18 protein-coding genes are annotated in these 17,424 nt (G+C 69.1%); 9 read left to right on the forward strand and 9 right to left on the reverse strand.

Annotated elements, in window-relative coordinates:
- Positions 1-11 precede the first annotated feature (11 nt).
- From LX16_RS19475 to LX16_RS19485, 3 genes are read right to left on the reverse strand one after another with little or no spacing between them, the layout of a single operon-like run.
- On the reverse strand, positions 12-455 hold the full coding sequence (locus LX16_RS19475) for a DUF4247 domain-containing protein (RefSeq protein WP_147141147.1): 444 nt from the start codon (positions 453-455) through the stop codon (positions 12-14).
- The gene (locus tag LX16_RS19480; protein WP_147141149.1) at positions 439-1,017 is read right to left on the reverse strand and encodes a DUF2617 family protein; all 579 of its coding nucleotides are present in this window, start codon (positions 1,015-1,017) and stop codon (positions 439-441) included. The genes LX16_RS19475 and LX16_RS19480 overlap by 17 nt, the downstream gene beginning before the upstream one ends.
- Complete coding sequence (locus tag LX16_RS19485; protein WP_147141151.1) at positions 1,014-1,643, reverse strand: DUF4178 domain-containing protein; 630 nt, start codon at positions 1,641-1,643, stop codon at positions 1,014-1,016. The genes LX16_RS19480 and LX16_RS19485 overlap by 4 nt, the downstream gene beginning before the upstream one ends.
- A 445-nt stretch (positions 1,644-2,088) precedes the next feature.
- Here LX16_RS19485 and LX16_RS19490 point away from each other — a divergent pair, with 445 nt between their 5' ends.
- Positions 2,089-2,877, forward strand: coding sequence for a transporter substrate-binding domain-containing protein (locus LX16_RS19490; RefSeq protein ID WP_158645660.1), 789 nt, complete (start codon positions 2,089-2,091; stop codon positions 2,875-2,877).
- A 48-nt stretch (positions 2,878-2,925) separates the two neighbouring features.
- Here the strand turns inward: LX16_RS19490 and LX16_RS19495 are convergent, their stop codons facing one another.
- The 3 genes from LX16_RS19495 to LX16_RS19505 form a co-directional block, all read right to left on the reverse strand.
- Entirely contained in the window at positions 2,926-3,186 is a 261-nt protein-coding gene (locus LX16_RS19495) for a hypothetical protein (protein WP_147141157.1), read from the reverse strand.
- Between the two features lie 198 nt (positions 3,187-3,384).
- On the reverse strand, positions 3,385-4,917 hold the full coding sequence (locus LX16_RS19500; protein WP_147141161.1) for a glycoside hydrolase family 13 protein: 1,533 nt from the start codon (positions 4,915-4,917) through the stop codon (positions 3,385-3,387).
- A 207-nt stretch (positions 4,918-5,124) separates the two neighbouring features.
- Positions 5,125-6,138, reverse strand: a complete 1,014-nt coding sequence (locus LX16_RS19505; protein WP_147141164.1) for a LacI family DNA-binding transcriptional regulator — start codon at positions 6,136-6,138, stop codon at positions 5,125-5,127.
- Positions 6,139-6,315: 177 nt separating this feature from the next.
- Between LX16_RS19505 and LX16_RS19510 the strand changes: the two genes are divergently transcribed.
- The 8 genes from LX16_RS19510 (at position 6,316) to LX16_RS19545 (ending at position 14,474) form a co-directional block, all read left to right on the forward strand.
- Positions 6,316-7,560: a sugar ABC transporter substrate-binding protein gene (locus tag LX16_RS19510; RefSeq protein WP_147141167.1), complete on the forward strand. Its 1,245-nt coding sequence runs from the start codon at positions 6,316-6,318 to the stop codon at positions 7,558-7,560.
- Between the two features lie 91 nt (positions 7,561-7,651).
- Complete coding sequence (locus tag LX16_RS19515) at positions 7,652-9,205, forward strand: ABC transporter permease subunit (protein ID WP_147141171.1); 1,554 nt, start codon at positions 7,652-7,654, stop codon at positions 9,203-9,205.
- Positions 9,202-10,056: a sugar ABC transporter permease gene (locus tag LX16_RS19520; RefSeq protein ID WP_211354630.1), complete on the forward strand. Its 855-nt coding sequence runs from the start codon at positions 9,202-9,204 to the stop codon at positions 10,054-10,056. The genes LX16_RS19515 and LX16_RS19520 overlap by 4 nt, the downstream gene beginning before the upstream one ends.
- Before the next feature lie 153 nt (positions 10,057-10,209).
- Positions 10,210-10,839 (forward strand): hypothetical protein, encoded by a 630-nt coding sequence (locus LX16_RS19525; RefSeq protein WP_147141174.1) that lies wholly within the window; start codon positions 10,210-10,212, stop codon positions 10,837-10,839.
- A gap of 135 nt (positions 10,840-10,974) precedes the next feature.
- Positions 10,975-11,928, forward strand: a complete 954-nt coding sequence (locus LX16_RS19530) for an ABC transporter ATP-binding protein (RefSeq protein ID WP_147141177.1) — start codon at positions 10,975-10,977, stop codon at positions 11,926-11,928.
- Positions 11,912-12,835 (forward strand): ABC transporter permease, encoded by a 924-nt coding sequence (locus tag LX16_RS19535; protein WP_147141180.1) that lies wholly within the window; start codon positions 11,912-11,914, stop codon positions 12,833-12,835. The genes LX16_RS19530 and LX16_RS19535 overlap by 17 nt, the downstream gene beginning before the upstream one ends.
- Positions 12,832-13,749, forward strand: a complete 918-nt coding sequence (locus tag LX16_RS19540) for an ABC transporter ATP-binding protein (protein WP_147141184.1) — start codon at positions 12,832-12,834, stop codon at positions 13,747-13,749. The genes LX16_RS19535 and LX16_RS19540 overlap by 4 nt, the downstream gene beginning before the upstream one ends.
- 11 nt (positions 13,750-13,760) lie before the next feature.
- Positions 13,761-14,474 carry an ABC transporter permease gene (locus LX16_RS19545; RefSeq protein ID WP_147141186.1) on the forward strand — a complete coding sequence of 238 codons (714 nt, stop codon included), beginning with the start codon at positions 13,761-13,763 and terminating at the stop codon, positions 14,472-14,474.
- A gap of 252 nt (positions 14,475-14,726) precedes the next feature.
- Here the strand turns inward: LX16_RS19545 and LX16_RS19550 are convergent, their stop codons facing one another.
- The 3 genes from LX16_RS19550 to LX16_RS19560 all read right to left on the reverse strand — a co-directional run bounded on the left by LX16_RS19550 (position 14,727) and on the right by LX16_RS19560 (position 17,423).
- Complete coding sequence (locus tag LX16_RS19550) at positions 14,727-15,641, reverse strand: hypothetical protein (protein WP_147141189.1); 915 nt, start codon at positions 15,639-15,641, stop codon at positions 14,727-14,729.
- Between the two features lie 196 nt (positions 15,642-15,837).
- Complete coding sequence (nuoH, locus tag LX16_RS19555) at positions 15,838-16,800, reverse strand: NADH-quinone oxidoreductase subunit NuoH (RefSeq protein WP_147141192.1); 963 nt, start codon at positions 16,798-16,800, stop codon at positions 15,838-15,840.
- 92 nt (positions 16,801-16,892) lie between these two features.
- Positions 16,893-17,423, reverse strand: coding sequence for an NADH-quinone oxidoreductase subunit C (locus LX16_RS19560; protein ID WP_170283879.1), 531 nt, complete (start codon positions 17,421-17,423; stop codon positions 16,893-16,895).
- Between the last annotated feature and the right edge of the window lies 1 nt (position 17,424).

The raw sequence follows: 17,424 nt of genomic DNA on the forward strand, positions 1-17,424 counted from the left end.
TGTGTTCGGGTTTACTTGCCGCCGGATCCCCAGCCGCCGCTGCTCGACGACGGCCTGGTGGCCGTCCATCCGAACACGGAGACGTAGGTGGAGTGGCGTCGGTAGCCGGTGTCGTAGTCGTCGAGCAGGATGACGGATCCGGCGGCGGCGGCGCTGATGGCGACGATGTCGTCGGAGTACTGGAGGAAGACGGTGCCGTCGTCGGCGGTCCGGCGGTCGATCGGCGAGGTGTCAGCGGCGATGCTGGACGCGACGACTCCGGGCGAGTCGCCGGATTCGCAGCGGACGCTGTCGACGTCGTCGGGGTTGTAGTCGCAGTCGTACCGGTCGCCGATGAAGGCACGTGGGCTGGAGGAGGAGTTGGCGATCGCGATGACGGCGATGAGAAGGCCGACGCCCGCGATCACGGCGAAGACTATCCAGCCGGTCTTCTTGTTGTCATCGGATGTCTTCATGTGTGTTTCCCGTGAGTTCGTGGTGGATTTCGTGGGGGAGAGTAGTGGGATCGGGCAAACCGGGGCCGGTGACGACGGTGCGGGTGTGGACCCAGTCGCCGGTCTCGGGGTAGGCGTGGACGGTGGCCCAGCCGGGCCGGGCGGGGTGGGCACTCAGGCACGTCATCGCGTCGGGGTGTCCGGGGAAGCGGCCCAGCAGCGTGTGCGGCCGGCCTTCGGCGTGGCGGCGCAGGGCGGCGGCCAGGCGGTGGAACCGGGCGGGGTCGAGCTGGCGGTGGCGGTACCGGAACCGGACGTCCCAGTCGCCGAGGTCCTCGCGGTGCCGGACGGGGGGTGGATCGCCGGTGTCGGGCAGGCAGGCGAGGGTCTCGGCGTAACGGCCGCCGGGGGTGTGCAGTAGTGCCTGGTGGCTGGCGCCGAGCAGCCGCAGTGTGAGGCTGGCGCCGAGGCCGGGGTATTCGACGGTGAAGGCGTCGAGCACCGGCAGCGGCGGTGCCTCGGAGAGGAAGCGCAGGTCCGCGACGCTGGAGTCGGTGTAGGGGACGGCGAGTGGGACGATCACGGCGACTGCGGGTAGATGGTGATCTCTTCGCGGCGGATGACGAGTCCGATCGCGGCCTCGTGACGGCCGGTGCCGAAGTCCTCGTACGACAGGCGGGTGTCGTCGGAGGCGCGGTAGTCGTGGTAGCGGACGTCGCCGCGGGGTTGCAGGCCCGTGGTGGCCTCGCTGACGTAGTCGGCCCTGCCGGACTCCTCCAGGTGGAAGGTCTTGCCGTCGTACTGGAGTTCCCGGCCGCCGGGGGCGGGGGCGCCGGACACCTCGGTCCACAGGACGAGCTCCAGGTCGGGGTCCTCCTCGACGGAGAGCCAGCGTTTGACGCCGCCTCCGGTGTCGATGAGGTGTTCGCTCCAGTGGTAGCCGCCCTCCTTGAGGCGCAGGCTGCCCCGGACGGTCAGGGTCTCCCCGTGCGTGTCGAGGATGTCGCCCGCCTTCAACGCGCGGGGGTCGCCGCGCAGTACGTCGGTGTCGAAGTCGGCGAACGGGTCCTTGGGGGCGGCGGCCTGCCGGGCACGGCGGTCGGCCTCTCGCCGGTCACGGCGGATCTTGTACACCACGAACGCCCCGACCGCCAGTGCGACGACGACGAGCGCGACGCACAGCAGACCGAGCAGGATGTCGGAGAACATGTCGGGCGGCACCTCACAGATCAAGGGACTGCCAGCCACCATAACCGGCGGTAGCCACCCCCGTCATCGGCGGATCGGACGAGAGGGCACGTGGCGGGCGTTTTCGATCCACAATTCAGCCCATCAATGTATTGAATCGCGACAATGCGTGTTCTTGCTAGCGTTCAATGGATCTGGCACCATGGTCTCGCCCCTTCAGGCATGTCCATATGTAGGGCGTGTCGTTTCGACGTGGACGCACCGGTCTCCGGTGGCATGCAACGGTGAGGTGAGACGAATGGCGGCGGAGCCGGCACGCGGCAGGAGGCCGTCGTGGTGCGCGGTACGCCTCTACGCGGTCGATCGCCCGTTCCGGCGCGCGGCGACGCCCGTGCGACCTCCCCACCGGCCCCTTCACCACCGTACGTGACCCGGTGTGCGTTGTTCCTCCCCCAGGAGACTCCCCTTGATCGCACGAGCAAGACGATTCACCCGGCCGCTGGCCGTGGCCTTGGCGGCATTGACCGTGGCCGGGGGTGCGGTCGCCTGTACGAGTCAGGACACCCTCGCCGTCTGCACCTCCATACCCTATGAACCCTTCGAGTACAAGGACTCCTGGCAGGACAACAAGGTCGTCGGCTTCGACGTCGACCTGATGAACCTCGTCGCCGACGAACTCGGCCAGGAACTCCAGATCGTCGACATGGGTTTCGGACCGATCACCTCGGGCCAGGCCCTGGACGCCGGTGAGTGCGACGTCGCGGCGGCGGCGCTGACCATCACCCAGGAACGTTCCAAGGTCATGGACTTCTCCCAGCCGTACTACAACGCCGACCAGGGCCTGGCCGCCGTGCCGGGCACCGGTGTCTCCGGACTGGGCGACATGGACGGGAAGCTGCTGGGCGTACAGACCGAGACGACGGGTGAGGCGTACGCCCTGGAGAAGCAGGGCGAGTACGGCTACGAGATCAAGCCGTACTCCGACCTCGGTGAACTGCAGGAGGCCCTGGTGTTCGGGGTCATCGACGGCGCGATCGGCGATATTCCACTATGGAACTCTGAGGCGGCCAGGAACCCCGACCGCCTCGGCGTCGTGGACCGCTTCGACACCGGTGAGCAGTACGGGTTCGCCGTCGCCAAGGGCAACGACGACCTGATGGGCACCATCAACGACGTGCTGACCGAGGCGAAGGAGAGCGGCGAGTTCGCCGCCATCTACGAACGATGGATCAACGAACCGTGGCCCGGGAACTGACCGGCACGACGTGACGACGCGGCCTCCGTCCACCGGGCGGGGGCCGCGTCAGTGTTCCGGCGGCGACTCCCCGATCCGGGACTCCAACCGGGACAGCTTGTCGTCGACGGCCTCCAGCGCCTCGTCCATCCGCCGGCAGAACGCCGCGTACAACTCCTTGTGCTGCAGGCGTTGCCGCTGCACCTTGCGCCGGAGCCTGCGAAGCCGTTCCAGGGACTCGGGTGTCGCGGGGAGTTCCAGCCGCTCGAATCTGTCGATGTCCGCCGCGAGGCGACGGGACAACTCGGCGAGGTCGGCCGGTGGTTCCATGCCGGTCAGCGTACCGGTTCACGCCGCCCGGAGTCGGGTATCGGCCCGGAAACGCCGAGTGCGGCCGCGTGGATCGTCGCGGCCGCACCATGAACCGGATCCGGTTCCTCCTTGGCAGGATGCCTCCAGTGTGCCCGGCGGGTACGACAATCCCCGGCAGCCCGGGATCGGGGCGTGGCGTACCCGCCGGAACCCGCCTCAGGCGAGCCAGACCGTGGCGGTGGCGGGCAGCATGCCGTCGACCACGGGAGCCGAGGACACCAGCACCTCACCGGACACCTCGACCGGCGTGGCACCGAAGTTCACGACGCACCGCAACGCGCCGTTGTCGAACGCGAGGACGTCGGCGGTGGCCTCCCGCTCCGGCAGCCAGGTGAGGCCCCGGGGGGTGCGTTCCCGCCGGACCCGCAACGCGGCCCGGTACATCTCCAGGGTCGAACCCGGCACACCGTCCTGCGCCTGGACACTCAGCGTGCCCCAGTCGGCCGGCTGCGGAAGCCAACCGGGCGCGGAACCGAACCCGAACGACGGCCCGGTGGCCTCCCACGGCAGGGGGACCCGGCAGCCGTCGCGTCCACGGTCGGTGTGGCCGCTGCGGTGCCAGGTGGGGTCCTGCAGCAGCTCCTCGGGAAGGTCCAGGACCTCCGGCAGCCCCAGTTCCTCACCCTGGTAGACGTAGGCCGATCCGGGCAGCGCCAACATCGCGAGGCTCGCGGCCCGGGCACGGGCCAGACCGGTCTCCCCGTCGCCGTACCGCGTCACGTGCCGGTGACGGTCGTGATTGGACAGTACCCAGGTGGGAGGGGACCCGACCGAGGCGGCGGTCGCGATCTCGGCGTCGATCACCTTGCGGTAGTCACCGGCGTCGAAGTCGGCCAGCAGCAGGTCGAAGTTGAACGCCTGGTGCAGCTCGTCGGGCCGCACGTACCGGACCCGGCGTTCGGGGCTCTCCACCCACGCCTCGGCGACCGCCATCCGGTCACCCGGGTAGGAGTCCAGGATCCGGCGCCACTCCCGGTACACGTCGTGGACCTGGTCGACGTCGAAGTACGGCGAGCGGGTGGTGCCCAGCATCTCGATGTCCAGGCTCTCCCCGACACTGGGCAGGCCGGGTTCCTTGATGAGTCCGTGGGCGACGTCGACCCGGAAGCCGTCGACTCCCCGGTCGAGCCAGAACGTGAGGACGTCGTGGAACTCCGACCGCACCTCGGGGTGGTCCCAGTTGAAGTCCGGTTGACTGGAGTCGAACAGGTGCAGGTACCACTGGCCGTCCTCGGTGCGGGTCCACGCGGGACCGCCGAACACCGACCGCCAGTCGTTAGGCGGGTTGCCGTCCACGTCGTCCCGGAAGTGGTAGCGCTCGCGCTCGGGCGAGCCCGGTCCGGCGGCCAGGGCGGCGCGGAACCAGGCGTGCTCGCTGGAGGAGTGGTTCGGGACGATGTCCACGATCACCTTGATGCCCGCCTCGTGGGCGGCGGCGACCACCGCGTCGAAGCTCGCCAGGTCGCCGAACAGCGGATCGACGTCGCGGAAGTCGGCGACGTCGTAACCGCCGTCGCGCTGCGGCGAGGTGTAGAACGGCGACATCCAGATCGCGTCCACGCCCAGCGCCGCCAGGTAGGGGATGCGACTCCGGATGCCGGCCATGTCCCCCATCCCGTCGCCGTCGCCGTCGGCGAAGCTGCGCGGATAGACCTGGTAGATGACGGCGTCCTGCCACCATTTCGGCATGTCGTTTCCTTTCGGGTCGGGGGTGCGGGACGCCTGGTCACCCAGCGCGTCCCGGACACTTCGGTGCTCGCCGCGCAGCCCGGGCTCCGCGGCGTGTTCGGGTGGACGCGTCACCGGGCGGCGCCGGTCCTCCGGGGCTCGGCGCAGGGACGCGGACCGCCCGCCGGCTCCGCCGTCCACCCGGTCGCATACCCGCGTCCCCGCCGGTCAACCGGCGCAGGGCGCGGTGGAACCGCGCACCACCAGTTCCGGCCGGAACAGGTACTCGGAGGTCGGCGCCGGCTGGCCGCCGATCTCGTCGAGCAGCGCCCGGACCGCCGCCGTGGCCATCGCCCGGACCGGTTGCCGCAGCGTCGTCAACGGCGGGTCGGTGTAGGCGATCAGCGGCGAGTCGTCGTAGCCGACGACCGAGACGTCCTTGGGGACCGACAGCCCACGGGAACGGGCCGCCTGCACGGCGCCCAGCGCCATCAGGTCGGAGCCGCACAGCACCGCCGTCGCCCCGGCGTCGAACAGCCGCCCGGCCGCGGCGGCACCGCCCTCCACACCGAACAGCGTCAGCTCCACCATGGGATCGCCGACGTCGGCCATGGCCGCGGTGTACCCGGCGAGCTTGCGGCGCACCGGGATGAAGCGTTCCGGGCCGGATATCAGGCCGATGCGCCGGTGTCCGAGTGCGGCGAGGTGTTCGACGGCGAGGGTCGCGGCGGTGGTGTCGTCGCAGGAGAAGCAGGGCGCGGGGAGCCCGTCGACGTAGCCGGTGACGAAGACCAGGGGCAGACCCGAGTCGACGAGGTCGTGGTAGCGCTTGGGGTCGGCGGCGGTGTCGGCGTGGAGGCCGGAGACGAACACGATCCCCGACACGTGGCGTTCCCGCAGCATGTCGACGTACTCGTCCTCGGTGACGCCACCGGGGTTCTGGGTGCACAGCACGGGGGTGTATCCCGCCGCGGCGAGCTCGGTGCTGATCACCTGCGCGAACAACGGGAAGATCGGGTTCTCCAGTTCGGGTACGACCAGGCCGACGAGTCCGGCGCTGTGCTGGCGCAGCAGTGCGGGCCGTTCGTATCCCAGCACGTCCAACGCCGTCAGCACCGCCTGCTTCGTGGCGGCACCGACACCGGGCTTGTCGTTGAGCACCCGGGAGACGGTCGCCTCGCTGACACCGGCCTGCCTGGCGATGTCGGATAGTCGTGGACGCATGGGGTGACTGTAACCCATGCGAAAAGAGGACACAATATCGTTGCAAGGACTTCCAATCCCTGAAATCTCTTGCTAATCTGCGGCCCATGGAACCCGACACGTGGTTTCGCTCACCCCGGCCCGCCCCCGGTTCCCCCGGCCGGCACCCCCACCGGGCCAGGCCGGCCGGCCGGCACCACCCCTAGGAGAAGACCCATGCGTACCAAGACCGCGACCCTCGCGGTTGGCGCCGCCCTCACCATGGCGCTGGCCGCCTGCGGTGGCGACGCGGAACCGCAGACCACCGACGAGTCCGGCATCGACTTCCAAGGAACCCTGGTCATCTGGACCGACGAGGAACGGGCCGAGTCCCTCAAGCCCGTCGTCCAGGAGTTCGCCGACGCCAACGGCATCGAGATCGAGGTCCAGGGAATCGCCGAGAACCTCCAGGACCAGTTCGTCACCGCGTCCGAACAGGGCGAGGGCCCCGACATCCTGGTGCAGGCACACGACTGGATCGGCAACCTGGTGCAGAACGGCGCCATCGAACCGATCCCGTTGACCGAGGAACAACAGGCCGCGATGAACCCCGACGCCCTGCGCGCGGTCACCTACGACGGCCAGATCTACGGCACCCCCTACGCCATGGAGAACCTGGCGCTGATCCGCAACACCGACCTCGCCCCCGAGGCACCCGCCACCATCGAGGAGATGGTCGCCACCGGCAACGAACTCAAGGACGCCGGTGACGTCGAGGACGTGCTGTCCATCGAGGTCGGCAAGGACGGCAACCCGTACAACGCCTACCCCTTCTACGCCTCCGCCGGCGGATACCTGTTCGGGCAGGACGCCGAGGGCAACTACGACCCGGCCGACCTCGGCCTGGCCAAGCCCGAGGCCGTCGACGCCTTCGAGAAACTCGCCTGGCTCGGCGAGGAGGGCGCCATGAAGACCACCATGGGGCCCGAGCACGCCATCCCGATGTTCGCCGAGGGCAAGACCGCCTTCCTGGTCACCGGACCGTGGGCGATGAACCAGATCCGCGAAGCCGGGATCTCCTACGACATCACCCCCATCCCCTCCTTCGAGGGCGGCGACCCCGCCACGCCGTTCATCGGCACCCAGACCTTCTTCGTCGCCAGCAAGGGCGAGAACAAGGCGTTCGCCCAGGAGTTCGTCGCCGACTTCATCACCGGCGCCGACCTGGCCACCAAGCTCTACGAGTCCGACCCCCGTCCCCCGGTGAACATCGAGGCGGCCAGCGCCGCCGCCGAGAGCGACCCCGACATGGCGAAGTTCCTCGCCGCCGGTGAGGGCGGCTACATCCTGCCCGCCATCCCCGAGATGCAGGCGGTGTGGGAGCCGTTCGGTCGTGCGCACGCGGCCGTGATCTCCGGCGACGACGTCGAGGCCGCGGTCAAGGGCGCCGCCGACGCCATCCAGGAAGCCATCGGCGCGTGAACCGTGCCGGGGCGCCGCACCGGTCTCATCCGGTGCGGCGCCCCGGCGCCGGTTCCGGCCCGTGCCCGATGCCGCGACCGTGAGGAGCCCCATGTCCACCCGGCCACCGCTGTCCGGCGTATCCGGTCAGCTCGTCAAGATCCTCGTGCTGAGCGTGGTCGCCGCCCTGGCGATCTGGGCGGCCACACCACTCGTCCACGCCGGGGCGTGGGTGGGCCTCGGGGTGGTCGTCGCCGTCACCGCGCTCGTCTTCTACGTCTACCTGAGCCCCCGGCGGCTACCCGCCAAGTACCTGCTGCCCGGCACCCTGCTGCTGATCACGTTCCAGATCCTGCCGGTCCTGCTGACCATCACCACCTCCGTCACCAACTACGGCGACGGGCACCGCGGCGACAAGGCCGACGCCATCGCCGCCATCCAGGCCGCCGCCGTGAAGGAGGTGCCCGGGTCACCCCGGTACCTGCTGTCGGCGGCGTGGCGGGGCGAGAACGCCACCGACGGGGAACTGGTGTTCCTGCTGACCGAACCCGGCTCCGGCGAGTACCTCGTCGGCGACGCCGAAGGTCTCGAACCGCTCGACCCCGGCGGCCTCACCGTCGACCCGGAGGGCCGGATCGTCGCGGCCGAGGGCTACACGGTGATGACCCCCGCCGAGTTCAACGCCCACAGTGAACGGATCACCGGGTTCGCCGTACCCACCGAGGACGGCGGCATCCGTTCCACCGGCTTCGACGCCTACGAGGGCGTCTCCACCCGCACCTACGACGAGTCCTGCGACTGCATCACCGACAGCGAGACCGGCGACGTCTTCGTCGCCGACAACGAGAACGGCTACTTCGTCACCGAGACCGGAGACCGCATCCGGCAGGGCTGGCAGGTCAACGTCGGGCTCGACAACTTCACCCGGTTCTTCACCGACCCCGACGTGCGCGGCCCGTTCACGTCGATCTTCCTGTGGAACATGATGTTCGCGGTCTGCTCGGTGCTGTTCACGTTCGTACTGGGCCTGTTGTGCGCCATGGCGATGAACCACGACCGCATCCGAGGCAAGACCCTGTACCGGGTCCTGATGGTGCTGCCCTACGCGATGCCGTCGTTCGCGATGCTGCTGGTCTGGCGGGACATGTTCAACGCCGACTACGGCCTGCTGAACCAACTCCTCGGACTCGAACTCGACTGGTTCGGCGAGACCTGGACCTCCCGGGCCGCCGTGCTGCTGGTCAACACCTGGCTGGGCTACCCGTACATGTTCCTCATCTGCACCGGCGCTCTCCAGGCACTACCGCGCGACACCCTGGAGGCGGCCCGCATCGACGGCGCCACCGGCTTCCAGGCGTTCCGGAAGATCACGCTGCCGTTGCTGCTGGTGGCGCTGACACCGCTGTTGATCTCGTCGTTCGCGTTCAACTTCAACAACTTCAACGCGATCCAACTGACCTCCGGAGGGCATCCCTTCCCCGACGCCAGCCCGCAGACCGGTGACACCGACCTGCTGATCACGTACACCTTCCGGCTGGCGTTCAACGGTTCCGGCGTCGACTACGGCTACGCGGCGGCGGTCAGTATGTTCATCTTCACCATCGTCGCGGTCATCTCCGGCATCAGCTTCGCCCGGACCCGCAAGCAGGAGGAGGTCTACCGATGAGAGGCAACTGGTTGACCACCATGGGATGGCGGCACGCCGTGGGCCTGCTCGCGGTCGCGTTCTCGCTCATCCCGATCGTCTTCGTCGTGTCGAGCGCCCTCAACCCGCTGGGCACGCTGTCGTCGACGTCGCTGCTCCCGGTCCACGGGTTCACACTGGACAACGTCACCGAACTGTTCGGCGGCACCGACTTCGGCCAGTGGTACCTCAACACGCTCGTCATCGCGGGGACGGCCTCCGTGGCGTCCATCTTCATCTCGGCGTTGGCGGCGTACGCGTTCAGCCGGTTCCGGTTCAGGGGGCGGCGGATCTCACTGCTGTCGCTGCTGCTGATCCAGATGTTCCCGCAGTTCCTCGCGATCGTGGCGATCTTCCTGATCTTCACACAGGTCGGCGAATACTGGCCGGCACTGGGTTTCAACACCTGGACCGGCCTGATCCTGGTGTACCTGGGCGGCGCGATGGGCGTCAACACCTGGCTCATGAAGGGCTTCTTCGACACCCTGCCCAAGGAACTCGACGAATCCGCCACCATGGACGGTGCCAGTCACGGCCAGATCTTCTTCCGGATCATCCTGCCGCTGGTCACTCCGATCATCGCGATCACCGGGCTGCTGGCCTTCATCGGGATGATGAACGAGTTCATCATGGCGTCGGTGTTCCTGACCAGCTCCTCCGACAAGACCCTGGCGGTCGGGCTGACCGGGATGGTCGCCGCCAACAACCGCGACGCCCAGTTCGGCATGTTCTGCGTGGGGACCCTGCTGACCGCGATCCCCACCGTCGGCGTCTTCATGTTCCTGCAGCGTTACATCGTTCACGGCCTCACCGGTGGCGCCGTGAAGGGCTGACCCCCGTGTCGGCGTCCTCCGACACGGCACGACCTGCCGAAGGACGCCAAACCGGCCGGATCGGACGGTCCGCTGGTTATGGTCGGTGCATCCGGCGGCGGACGGCGCGTGCCGTCCGCCGCCGATTCGTCACCACGTACGGGGGGAACACCCATGACCATCACACGGGCACACCGCACCCGGCCGCCGCTGCTGGCCAGCGCCGTGGCCACCGCCGCCCTGGCCGCCGCCGCGCTGTCGGCGGCCGGTACCGGGCACGCGCTGGAGACACCCGCCACCGGCGTGAAGCTGCCGTTGACCGCGACGGTGCAGGACGCCACCGTCACCGTCGACGGGGAACGGCTGCGTTCCGGGAAACTGACCGGCGGCATGCGGATGGAGGTCCTGCCCGACCCGGCCGGCCGCGACGCCACGGGCATACCCGTGGCCACCACCGGATTCCGTCTCGACCCGAAGTACCCACACGCCCCCGGGCCGCGCCTGACGGTGGAACAGGCCGACGCCGACGTGGACTCCCACAGCCGGATCGTCCGTATCGACCAACGGCCACCGCTGTTCGAGCACACCTGGCGGGTGACGCTGCGCGTGACACTCACCAGGACGGGGATGGAACCGGTCACGCTGATCAGCCGGTCCCCCGCCGAGCTCGTGGGCCGACTGGGACAGTTCCCGCCGCAGGGTGAGGTGTACCGGTTGACGCAGCTGGTCGAACTCGCCGACCCCGACCGGCCCGACGAGACCGTCGCGACCCTCGACCGGCTTCCGGTACGGTTGCGCGGTTGACCGGGTGGCCGACGGGCCGGGACCGTCCCGGGGGTGTCCCTGACCACCGCATGGGGGCGCCCCTGACGAAGGTACCGGGGGTCGCTCACCCGCGTGAATGACGCGGCGGTGTGACACTGCCCGTACCGTCGACACGTGTCCACGATATCCATTCAAGGCCTCACCAAACGCTACCCGCGGGTGACGGCGCTGGAAGGGCTCAGCGTCGAGGTTCCTGAGGGGGTGTGCGGCCTCGTCGGGGCGAACGGCGCCGGCAAGTCCACCCTCATAAAGATCCTGCTGGGACTGACCCCGGCGACGTCGGGAACCGCCACCGTGCTCGGTGACGACATCCACACCGCCGCGACCGCCATCCGCCGCAACATCGGCTACATGCCCGAACACGACTGCCTGCCGCCGGACGCGTCCGCGGCGGAGTTCGTCATGCACCTCGCCCGCATGTCCGGCCTGCCGGTCGACGCGGCGCGGCAACGCACCGCCGACACGCTGCGGCACGTCGGAATGTACGAGGAGCGGTACCGCCCCATGGGCGGCTACTCCACCGGCATGAAGCAGCGCGTCAAACTCGCGCAGGCCCTGGTCCACGACCCGAGGATGGTGTTCCTCGACGAACCCACCAACGGCCTCGACCCCACCGGTCGCGACGAGATGCTCGACCTGATCCGGAAGGTCCACACCCGGTTCGGCATCTCCGTCCTGGTCACCTCCCACCTGCTCGGTGAGCTCGAACGCACCAGCGACCACGTCGTCGTCATCGACGGCGGCCGCCTGCTGCGCTCGGAGTCCACCGGCAACCTCACCTCGCAGACCCACACGCTCGTCCTGGAGGTGCTGGACCCCGCCGGGGGCACCGACGCCACCGAGACCGCCCGCAAGGCCCTCGCCGAACGCGACCTGTCGCCGCGGGCCTCCGGTGACCTGCTGTACGTGCCGGTGACCGGCCCCGACACCTTCGACCTGATCCGTGACACCGTCAGCGCCCAAGGGCTCGGACTGGTGCGACTGCAACGCGACCGGCACCGGATCGCCGAGATCTTCGGCGAACCGGCCGCGCGAGAGGGGAGCGCCGGCGATGGCGACGACCACTGAACCCGGCAAGACCGGCGCGATCCACAACATCGGATACCGCCGGTACGACGGCCCCCGCCTGGGCCGCCGCGACATCTTCCTGGCCCTGTACGGGCAGACCCTCAAGGGCACGTTCGGGATCGGGCGCGGACTCGGCGCCAAGATCTTCCCGTGGCTGCTGTTCGGGTCCACCGTGCTGCCCGCGTTCATCCTGGTGGCCGTGCAGACCCAGATCCCGCCGGGACCCGAAGGGCCGCAACTACTCGTCGAGTTCGGCGCGTACACGGTGATGGTGCAGGCCGTGCCGTCACTGTTCCTGGCGTCGCAGGCACCACAGGCGGTGTCCCGGGACCTACGGTTCCACACCCTCCCGCTGTACTTCTCACGACCGCTGAGCTACGTCGACTACGTGCGCGCCCGGGTCGCCGGAATCGCCACCGGCCTCGGCATCCTGGTCGCCGCACCGCTGCTGGTCATGTACATCGGCGCCCTCCTGCTGGAGTTCCCGATCGGGGACATGACGTTGAAACTGCTGGCGGCCCTGGTGTCCCTGGTGTTCCTCGTCGCCATGTTCACCATGATCGGCACACTCATCGCGTCGGTGACACCGCGCCGCGGCCTCGGTGTCGCCGCGATCATCGCGGTCCTGAGCGGCAGCTACATGGCGGCGACGTTCCTGCAGGCGCTGCTGGGGTCGTTCGTGAGCGAGCCGGCCTCCGCGTGGGGCGGGCTGCTGTCGCCCATCACGATCTACGACGGCATCCAGGCGTTCCTGTTCGGCTGGTCACCCGTCGACGCGGCGCCCAGCACCCCCGCCGTCGCCCCCGGCGCCGCCGCGGGCCTCACCCTGCTGGCGGCCGCCGTGGCGATCACCGCCCTGTGCTACCGGCTCCTGCTGCTGCGTTACCGAAAGGTTTCCCGGTCATGACCTCCATCCACATCGACCGTGTGTCCAAATGGTTCGGTCACGTCGTGGCCGTCAACGACGTCAGCATGACGATCGGGCCCGGCATCACCGGCCTGCTCGGCCCCAACGGCGCCGGGAAGACCACGCTGCTGTCCATGATGGCCGGATTCGCGGCGCCGTCCGCGGGCACCGTCACCCTCGACGGCGACCCCACCTGGCGCAACGAGCAGATCTACCGCCACATCGGCATGGTGCCCGAACGCGAGGCGATGTACGACTTCCTCACCGGCGCCAAGTTCGTACTCGCCAACGCCGAACTCCACGGACTGTCCGACCCCGGGGCCGCCGCCAAGGCCGCCATCGACACCGTCGACATGCAGGCCGCCGCCGACCGGCCCATCGCCACCTACTCCAAGGGCATGCGGCAGCGCATGAAGATGGCCGCCGCCCTCGTGCACCGGCCCTCGGTACTGCTGCTGGACGAACCGTTCAACGGCATGGATCCGCGGCAGCGGATGCACCTGATGGAACTGTTGCGCCAGATGGGATCGGACGGACGCACCGTCCTGTTCAGCTCCCACATCCTCGAAGAGGTCGAACAACTGGCCAGCCACATCGAGGTCATGGTCGCCGGACGGCACGCCGCGTCCGGTGACTTCCGGGCGATCCGGCGGCTCATGACCGACCGGCCGCACCGCTACCTGTTGCGCAGCGACGACGACCGCCGCCTCGCCGCCGCACTCGTCTCCGACGACTCCGTGGTGTCGGTCGAGGTGGACTCCGAGGAGGAGGCGCTGCACGTACAGACCAGCGACTTCGGCCGGTTCACCGTGCGGCTGCCCCGGCTCGCCGCCGACCACGGCATCCGGCTGTACGACGTCACGCCCGCCGACGAGTCGCTGGAAAGCGTCTTCGGTTACCTGGTGCAAAGCTGAGGAATGAGACCATGAACTCGACAATCGCCCGGTTGACCGCGACCGGTCTACTGCGCGGCTGGCGCGGCCTGCTACTCGCGCTGCTGCCCTTCGTGATGTTGGCGTTGGCGCTGCTGGTGCGCATGGCGTTCGGCATCGACCCGGAGATCACCTCGGGGCTGCTCGACACGTTCAACCTCGACACCGTCGTGCCGTTGATCGCGCTCATCGTCGGCACCGGGGCCATCGCCACCGAGATCGACGACGGCGCCATCGTGTACCTGCTGACCAAGCCGGTGGCGCGGGGCCGGATCATCGTGACCAAGCTGCTGGTGGCGATCACGGTGACCCTGCTGTTCGCCGCCGTCCCGACCCTGATCGCCGCCATCGTCGTCACCGGCGCCGCCGGTACGGTGACCTGGGCGTACACCGTGGCGGCGACCGTCAGCGGCATCGTCTACTGTGCCGTGTTTCTGCTGCTGGGAGTGCTGTCCCGCCGCGCCGTCATCATCGGCCTGATGTACGTGATGCTTTGGGAGATGCTGGTGACGGGCCTCGTCGACGGCGCGCGTGCGCTCAGCATCCAGCACTGGGGACAGTCGATCGCGGCGGAGCTCGCGCCCGACGCGATCACCGCGTCCCTGTCGCTTCCGGTGGCCACGACACTGGCGGTCCTGGTGACCGGCATGGCGGCGTGGTTCGCCACGCAACGCCTGCGGTCGCTGACCCTCGCCGGCGACTCCTGAGGGCCACCGCCACACCGCCCGGGACGTCCGGTTCGCCGGAGGTCCCGGGCGGTGTCGTCGTCCCGGTAACCGTTATGGACCGCTTGGTCCCCGCCGTTGCGCTCTTGGTCCCCGCCATATGCGACACATGGGCATGAATCGGGCGGAATGTCGTCGTTTCTTTAACCGGCCGGGGACCAAGCGCAACACGGCGAGGACCAAGCGGTGGACAGGGGAGGAACGGGGAGCCCGGCGGCGATCGGGCTCCCCGTGTCACCACACCGGGGACATGCGAGCCGTCGAGTACCGGGTACGTGCGGTGATCGCCTCGTTCACCCGCTTCGCCAGAGCCGCCGGCGTGCGGAAGCACTCGTCCCAGCCCCATCGGACCACGCTGAAGCCACTCGCGACCAACCGCTGTTCGCGCTGCTTCTCACGGACGAACTCCGACGGATCCCGAAGGTACTTCTCCTCGCCGTCCGCCTCCCCCACGACACCGGCCGCCTCCCAGAAGAAGTCCACTCGGACTCCGCTCACCAGATCGTCCACCTGAATTCGCGGCCGTGGCACTCCGAATCGGAGGAAGCACAGGCGCGACAGGCTCTCCAGCGGGGATTCGCTCCGGCCGTCGGATATCCCGGCCACGTATCGCGCCCGCCGCACGAAGGGCCAGCCCGCCATGTGTTCGACCGTCCGAGCGATATCGCGCGGAGTGCAGAGCCCGTGCTGCAGCGCGGAATCCATCGCCACGACCCCGGCACGCACCCCGCGCAACCGCGCGATGTCGAGGACGGTCCTGGCGACCGTCGTCAGCGGTAGACCGTGCACGGACGAACGATGTTCCGGCCACATCGCCGCCTGGCGGATGATGGCGTCGGCCGGATCCCGCCGGCCTTGACCGCGTCTGCTCCGCACCAACTGGATGTGATCGGTCGGGGCACGAAGATGCGCGACACCCCAAAGCCTGGCAGCGGTCTCGTGACTCAGAACGGGATCCCCGATCAACTGGGGCAGGACCGCCCCGGCGCGGATCAGCAGCGGATGCCCGTCCTGCACCGCTTCGGCGGGAAGGTAGGCGTTCCGGCGCAGGCGGCGCCAAGTACCGGATCGGCAGAGCCCTCGAATCCGGTCCGGCGCGAATCCGGCCCGGCGGGCCTGAGCGAAGGTGAACGGCAGTAGCTGTTTCATACCCGAAGCGTGACAAACCCGGGCAAACTCCGCACCCCGGATTTCGGCTTGGTCCCCGCCGTTGCGCGCTCGGTCCTCGCCATATCAGACATACGGGCATGAATCGGGCGGAACCTCGCCATTTCGTCAACCGGACGGGGACCAAGCGCAACACGGCGAGGACCAAGCGGTTCGGGGAGGGAAGGATCGGATGGGGTCAGGTCAGCAGGGTGACCGTCGCCGTCAGGACGAGCTGTCCCAGCGCGACCGGCACCAGCACCTTCCAGCACAACCGCTGCAGCTGGTCGACCCGCAACCTCGGATAGGACACCCGCAGCCAGATGACCACGAACGACACCGCGCCCACCTTCAGCAGCGTCCACAGCCAGCCCAGCTCCTCCGAGGCGAACGGCCCACGCCACCCACCCAGGAACAGCACGGTGGTCAGTGCCGCGATCACCACGATCCCCGCGTACTCGGCGAGCAGGAACAACGCGAAGCGCAGCCCCGAGTACTCCGTCATGTAGCCGAACACCAGTTCCGAGTCCGCTATCGGCGCGTCGAACGGCGGCCGCCGGATCTCGGCCAGACCGGCGATGAAGAACACGCACAGCGCCGGCAACTGCCACAGCAGCCACCACGGGCTCCACGCCTCCACGATGCCCGACAGCGACAGGGTGCCCGCCGCCATCGCGACACTCGCCGCCGCCAGCACGAACGGCAGCTCGTAGCCCAACAGCTGCGCGGCGGCCCGCATGGCACCCAGCAGGGTGTACTTGTTGGCGCTGGCCCACCCGGCCATCAGTACGGCCAGGATCCCGATGCCCACCACGGCGAGCACCATGAACAGTCCGATGTCGAGCGGCTGCGCGACCAGGTCGTTCGGACCGAGCGGAATCACCAGCAGCGCCAACAGGTACGGCAGCAGCGCGATCATGGGCGCGAGCTGGAACACCGGCCGGTCGGCGCGCGCCGGTGTGATGTCCTCCTTCTGCACGAACTTGACGCCGTCGGCGAGCAACTGCGCCCAGCCGCGGTAGGCGCCCGCGTACATCGGACCGAGCCGGCCCTGCATGTGCGCCATGACCTTGTGCTCGGTCTGTCCGACCACCAGCGGTAGCACCATGAAGGCGGCCAGTACCGCCACGAGACGGATGACGAGCTCAAGCCAGAAGGGCATGCGGTAACGCTATTACGTCACACCGCTCCCGTTCAACTCCCACACTGCGCGGTGGGCTCGGCCCGGTCACCCCACTGGCACGACCGGCGGGCTCACGCACCGGCGGGCCGCCATTCGCCGTCGGCGGGCACCCCCGGTGGTCGCATCGGCTGCCGTTTGCGGCCGTGCTCGCCGCCGGGCTCCTTCGCGCCCGGCCACGGCTTCGCGACCCGCGACGCCAGCACGAAGTCCTTCCGCAGTGGATGCCCCTCGAACTCGGGCGCCAGCAGCAACGGGGACAGGTCCGGGTTGCCGGTGAAGCCGACGCCGAACATCTCGTGCGTCTCCCGTTCGTGCCAGGCCGCCCCCGGGTACACCGGCACGATCGATTCCACCACCGGGTCACCGGGCAGGGTGCGCAATAGCAGGCCGCGCCGGTCCGCCAGCGACCACAGGTGCGCCACGATCCGGATGCCGTCCTCCGCCTCGTCGACGGCCGACAGCCAGTCGAAGAAGTCGCAACCGGCGTCCCTGGCCGCCTCGGCCGCCTCCCGCCACCGCTGCGGTGGCACGTCGACGACCGGGCGGGTGTCGCCAGGCGTCACCTGTCCCTCCACGGCCGCGGCGATGCCCTCAGCCCACACG

Source organism: Stackebrandtia albiflava (assembly GCF_007994225.1).
GTDB classification, from domain to species: Bacteria; Actinomycetota; Actinomycetes; order Mycobacteriales; family Micromonosporaceae; genus Stackebrandtia; species Stackebrandtia albiflava.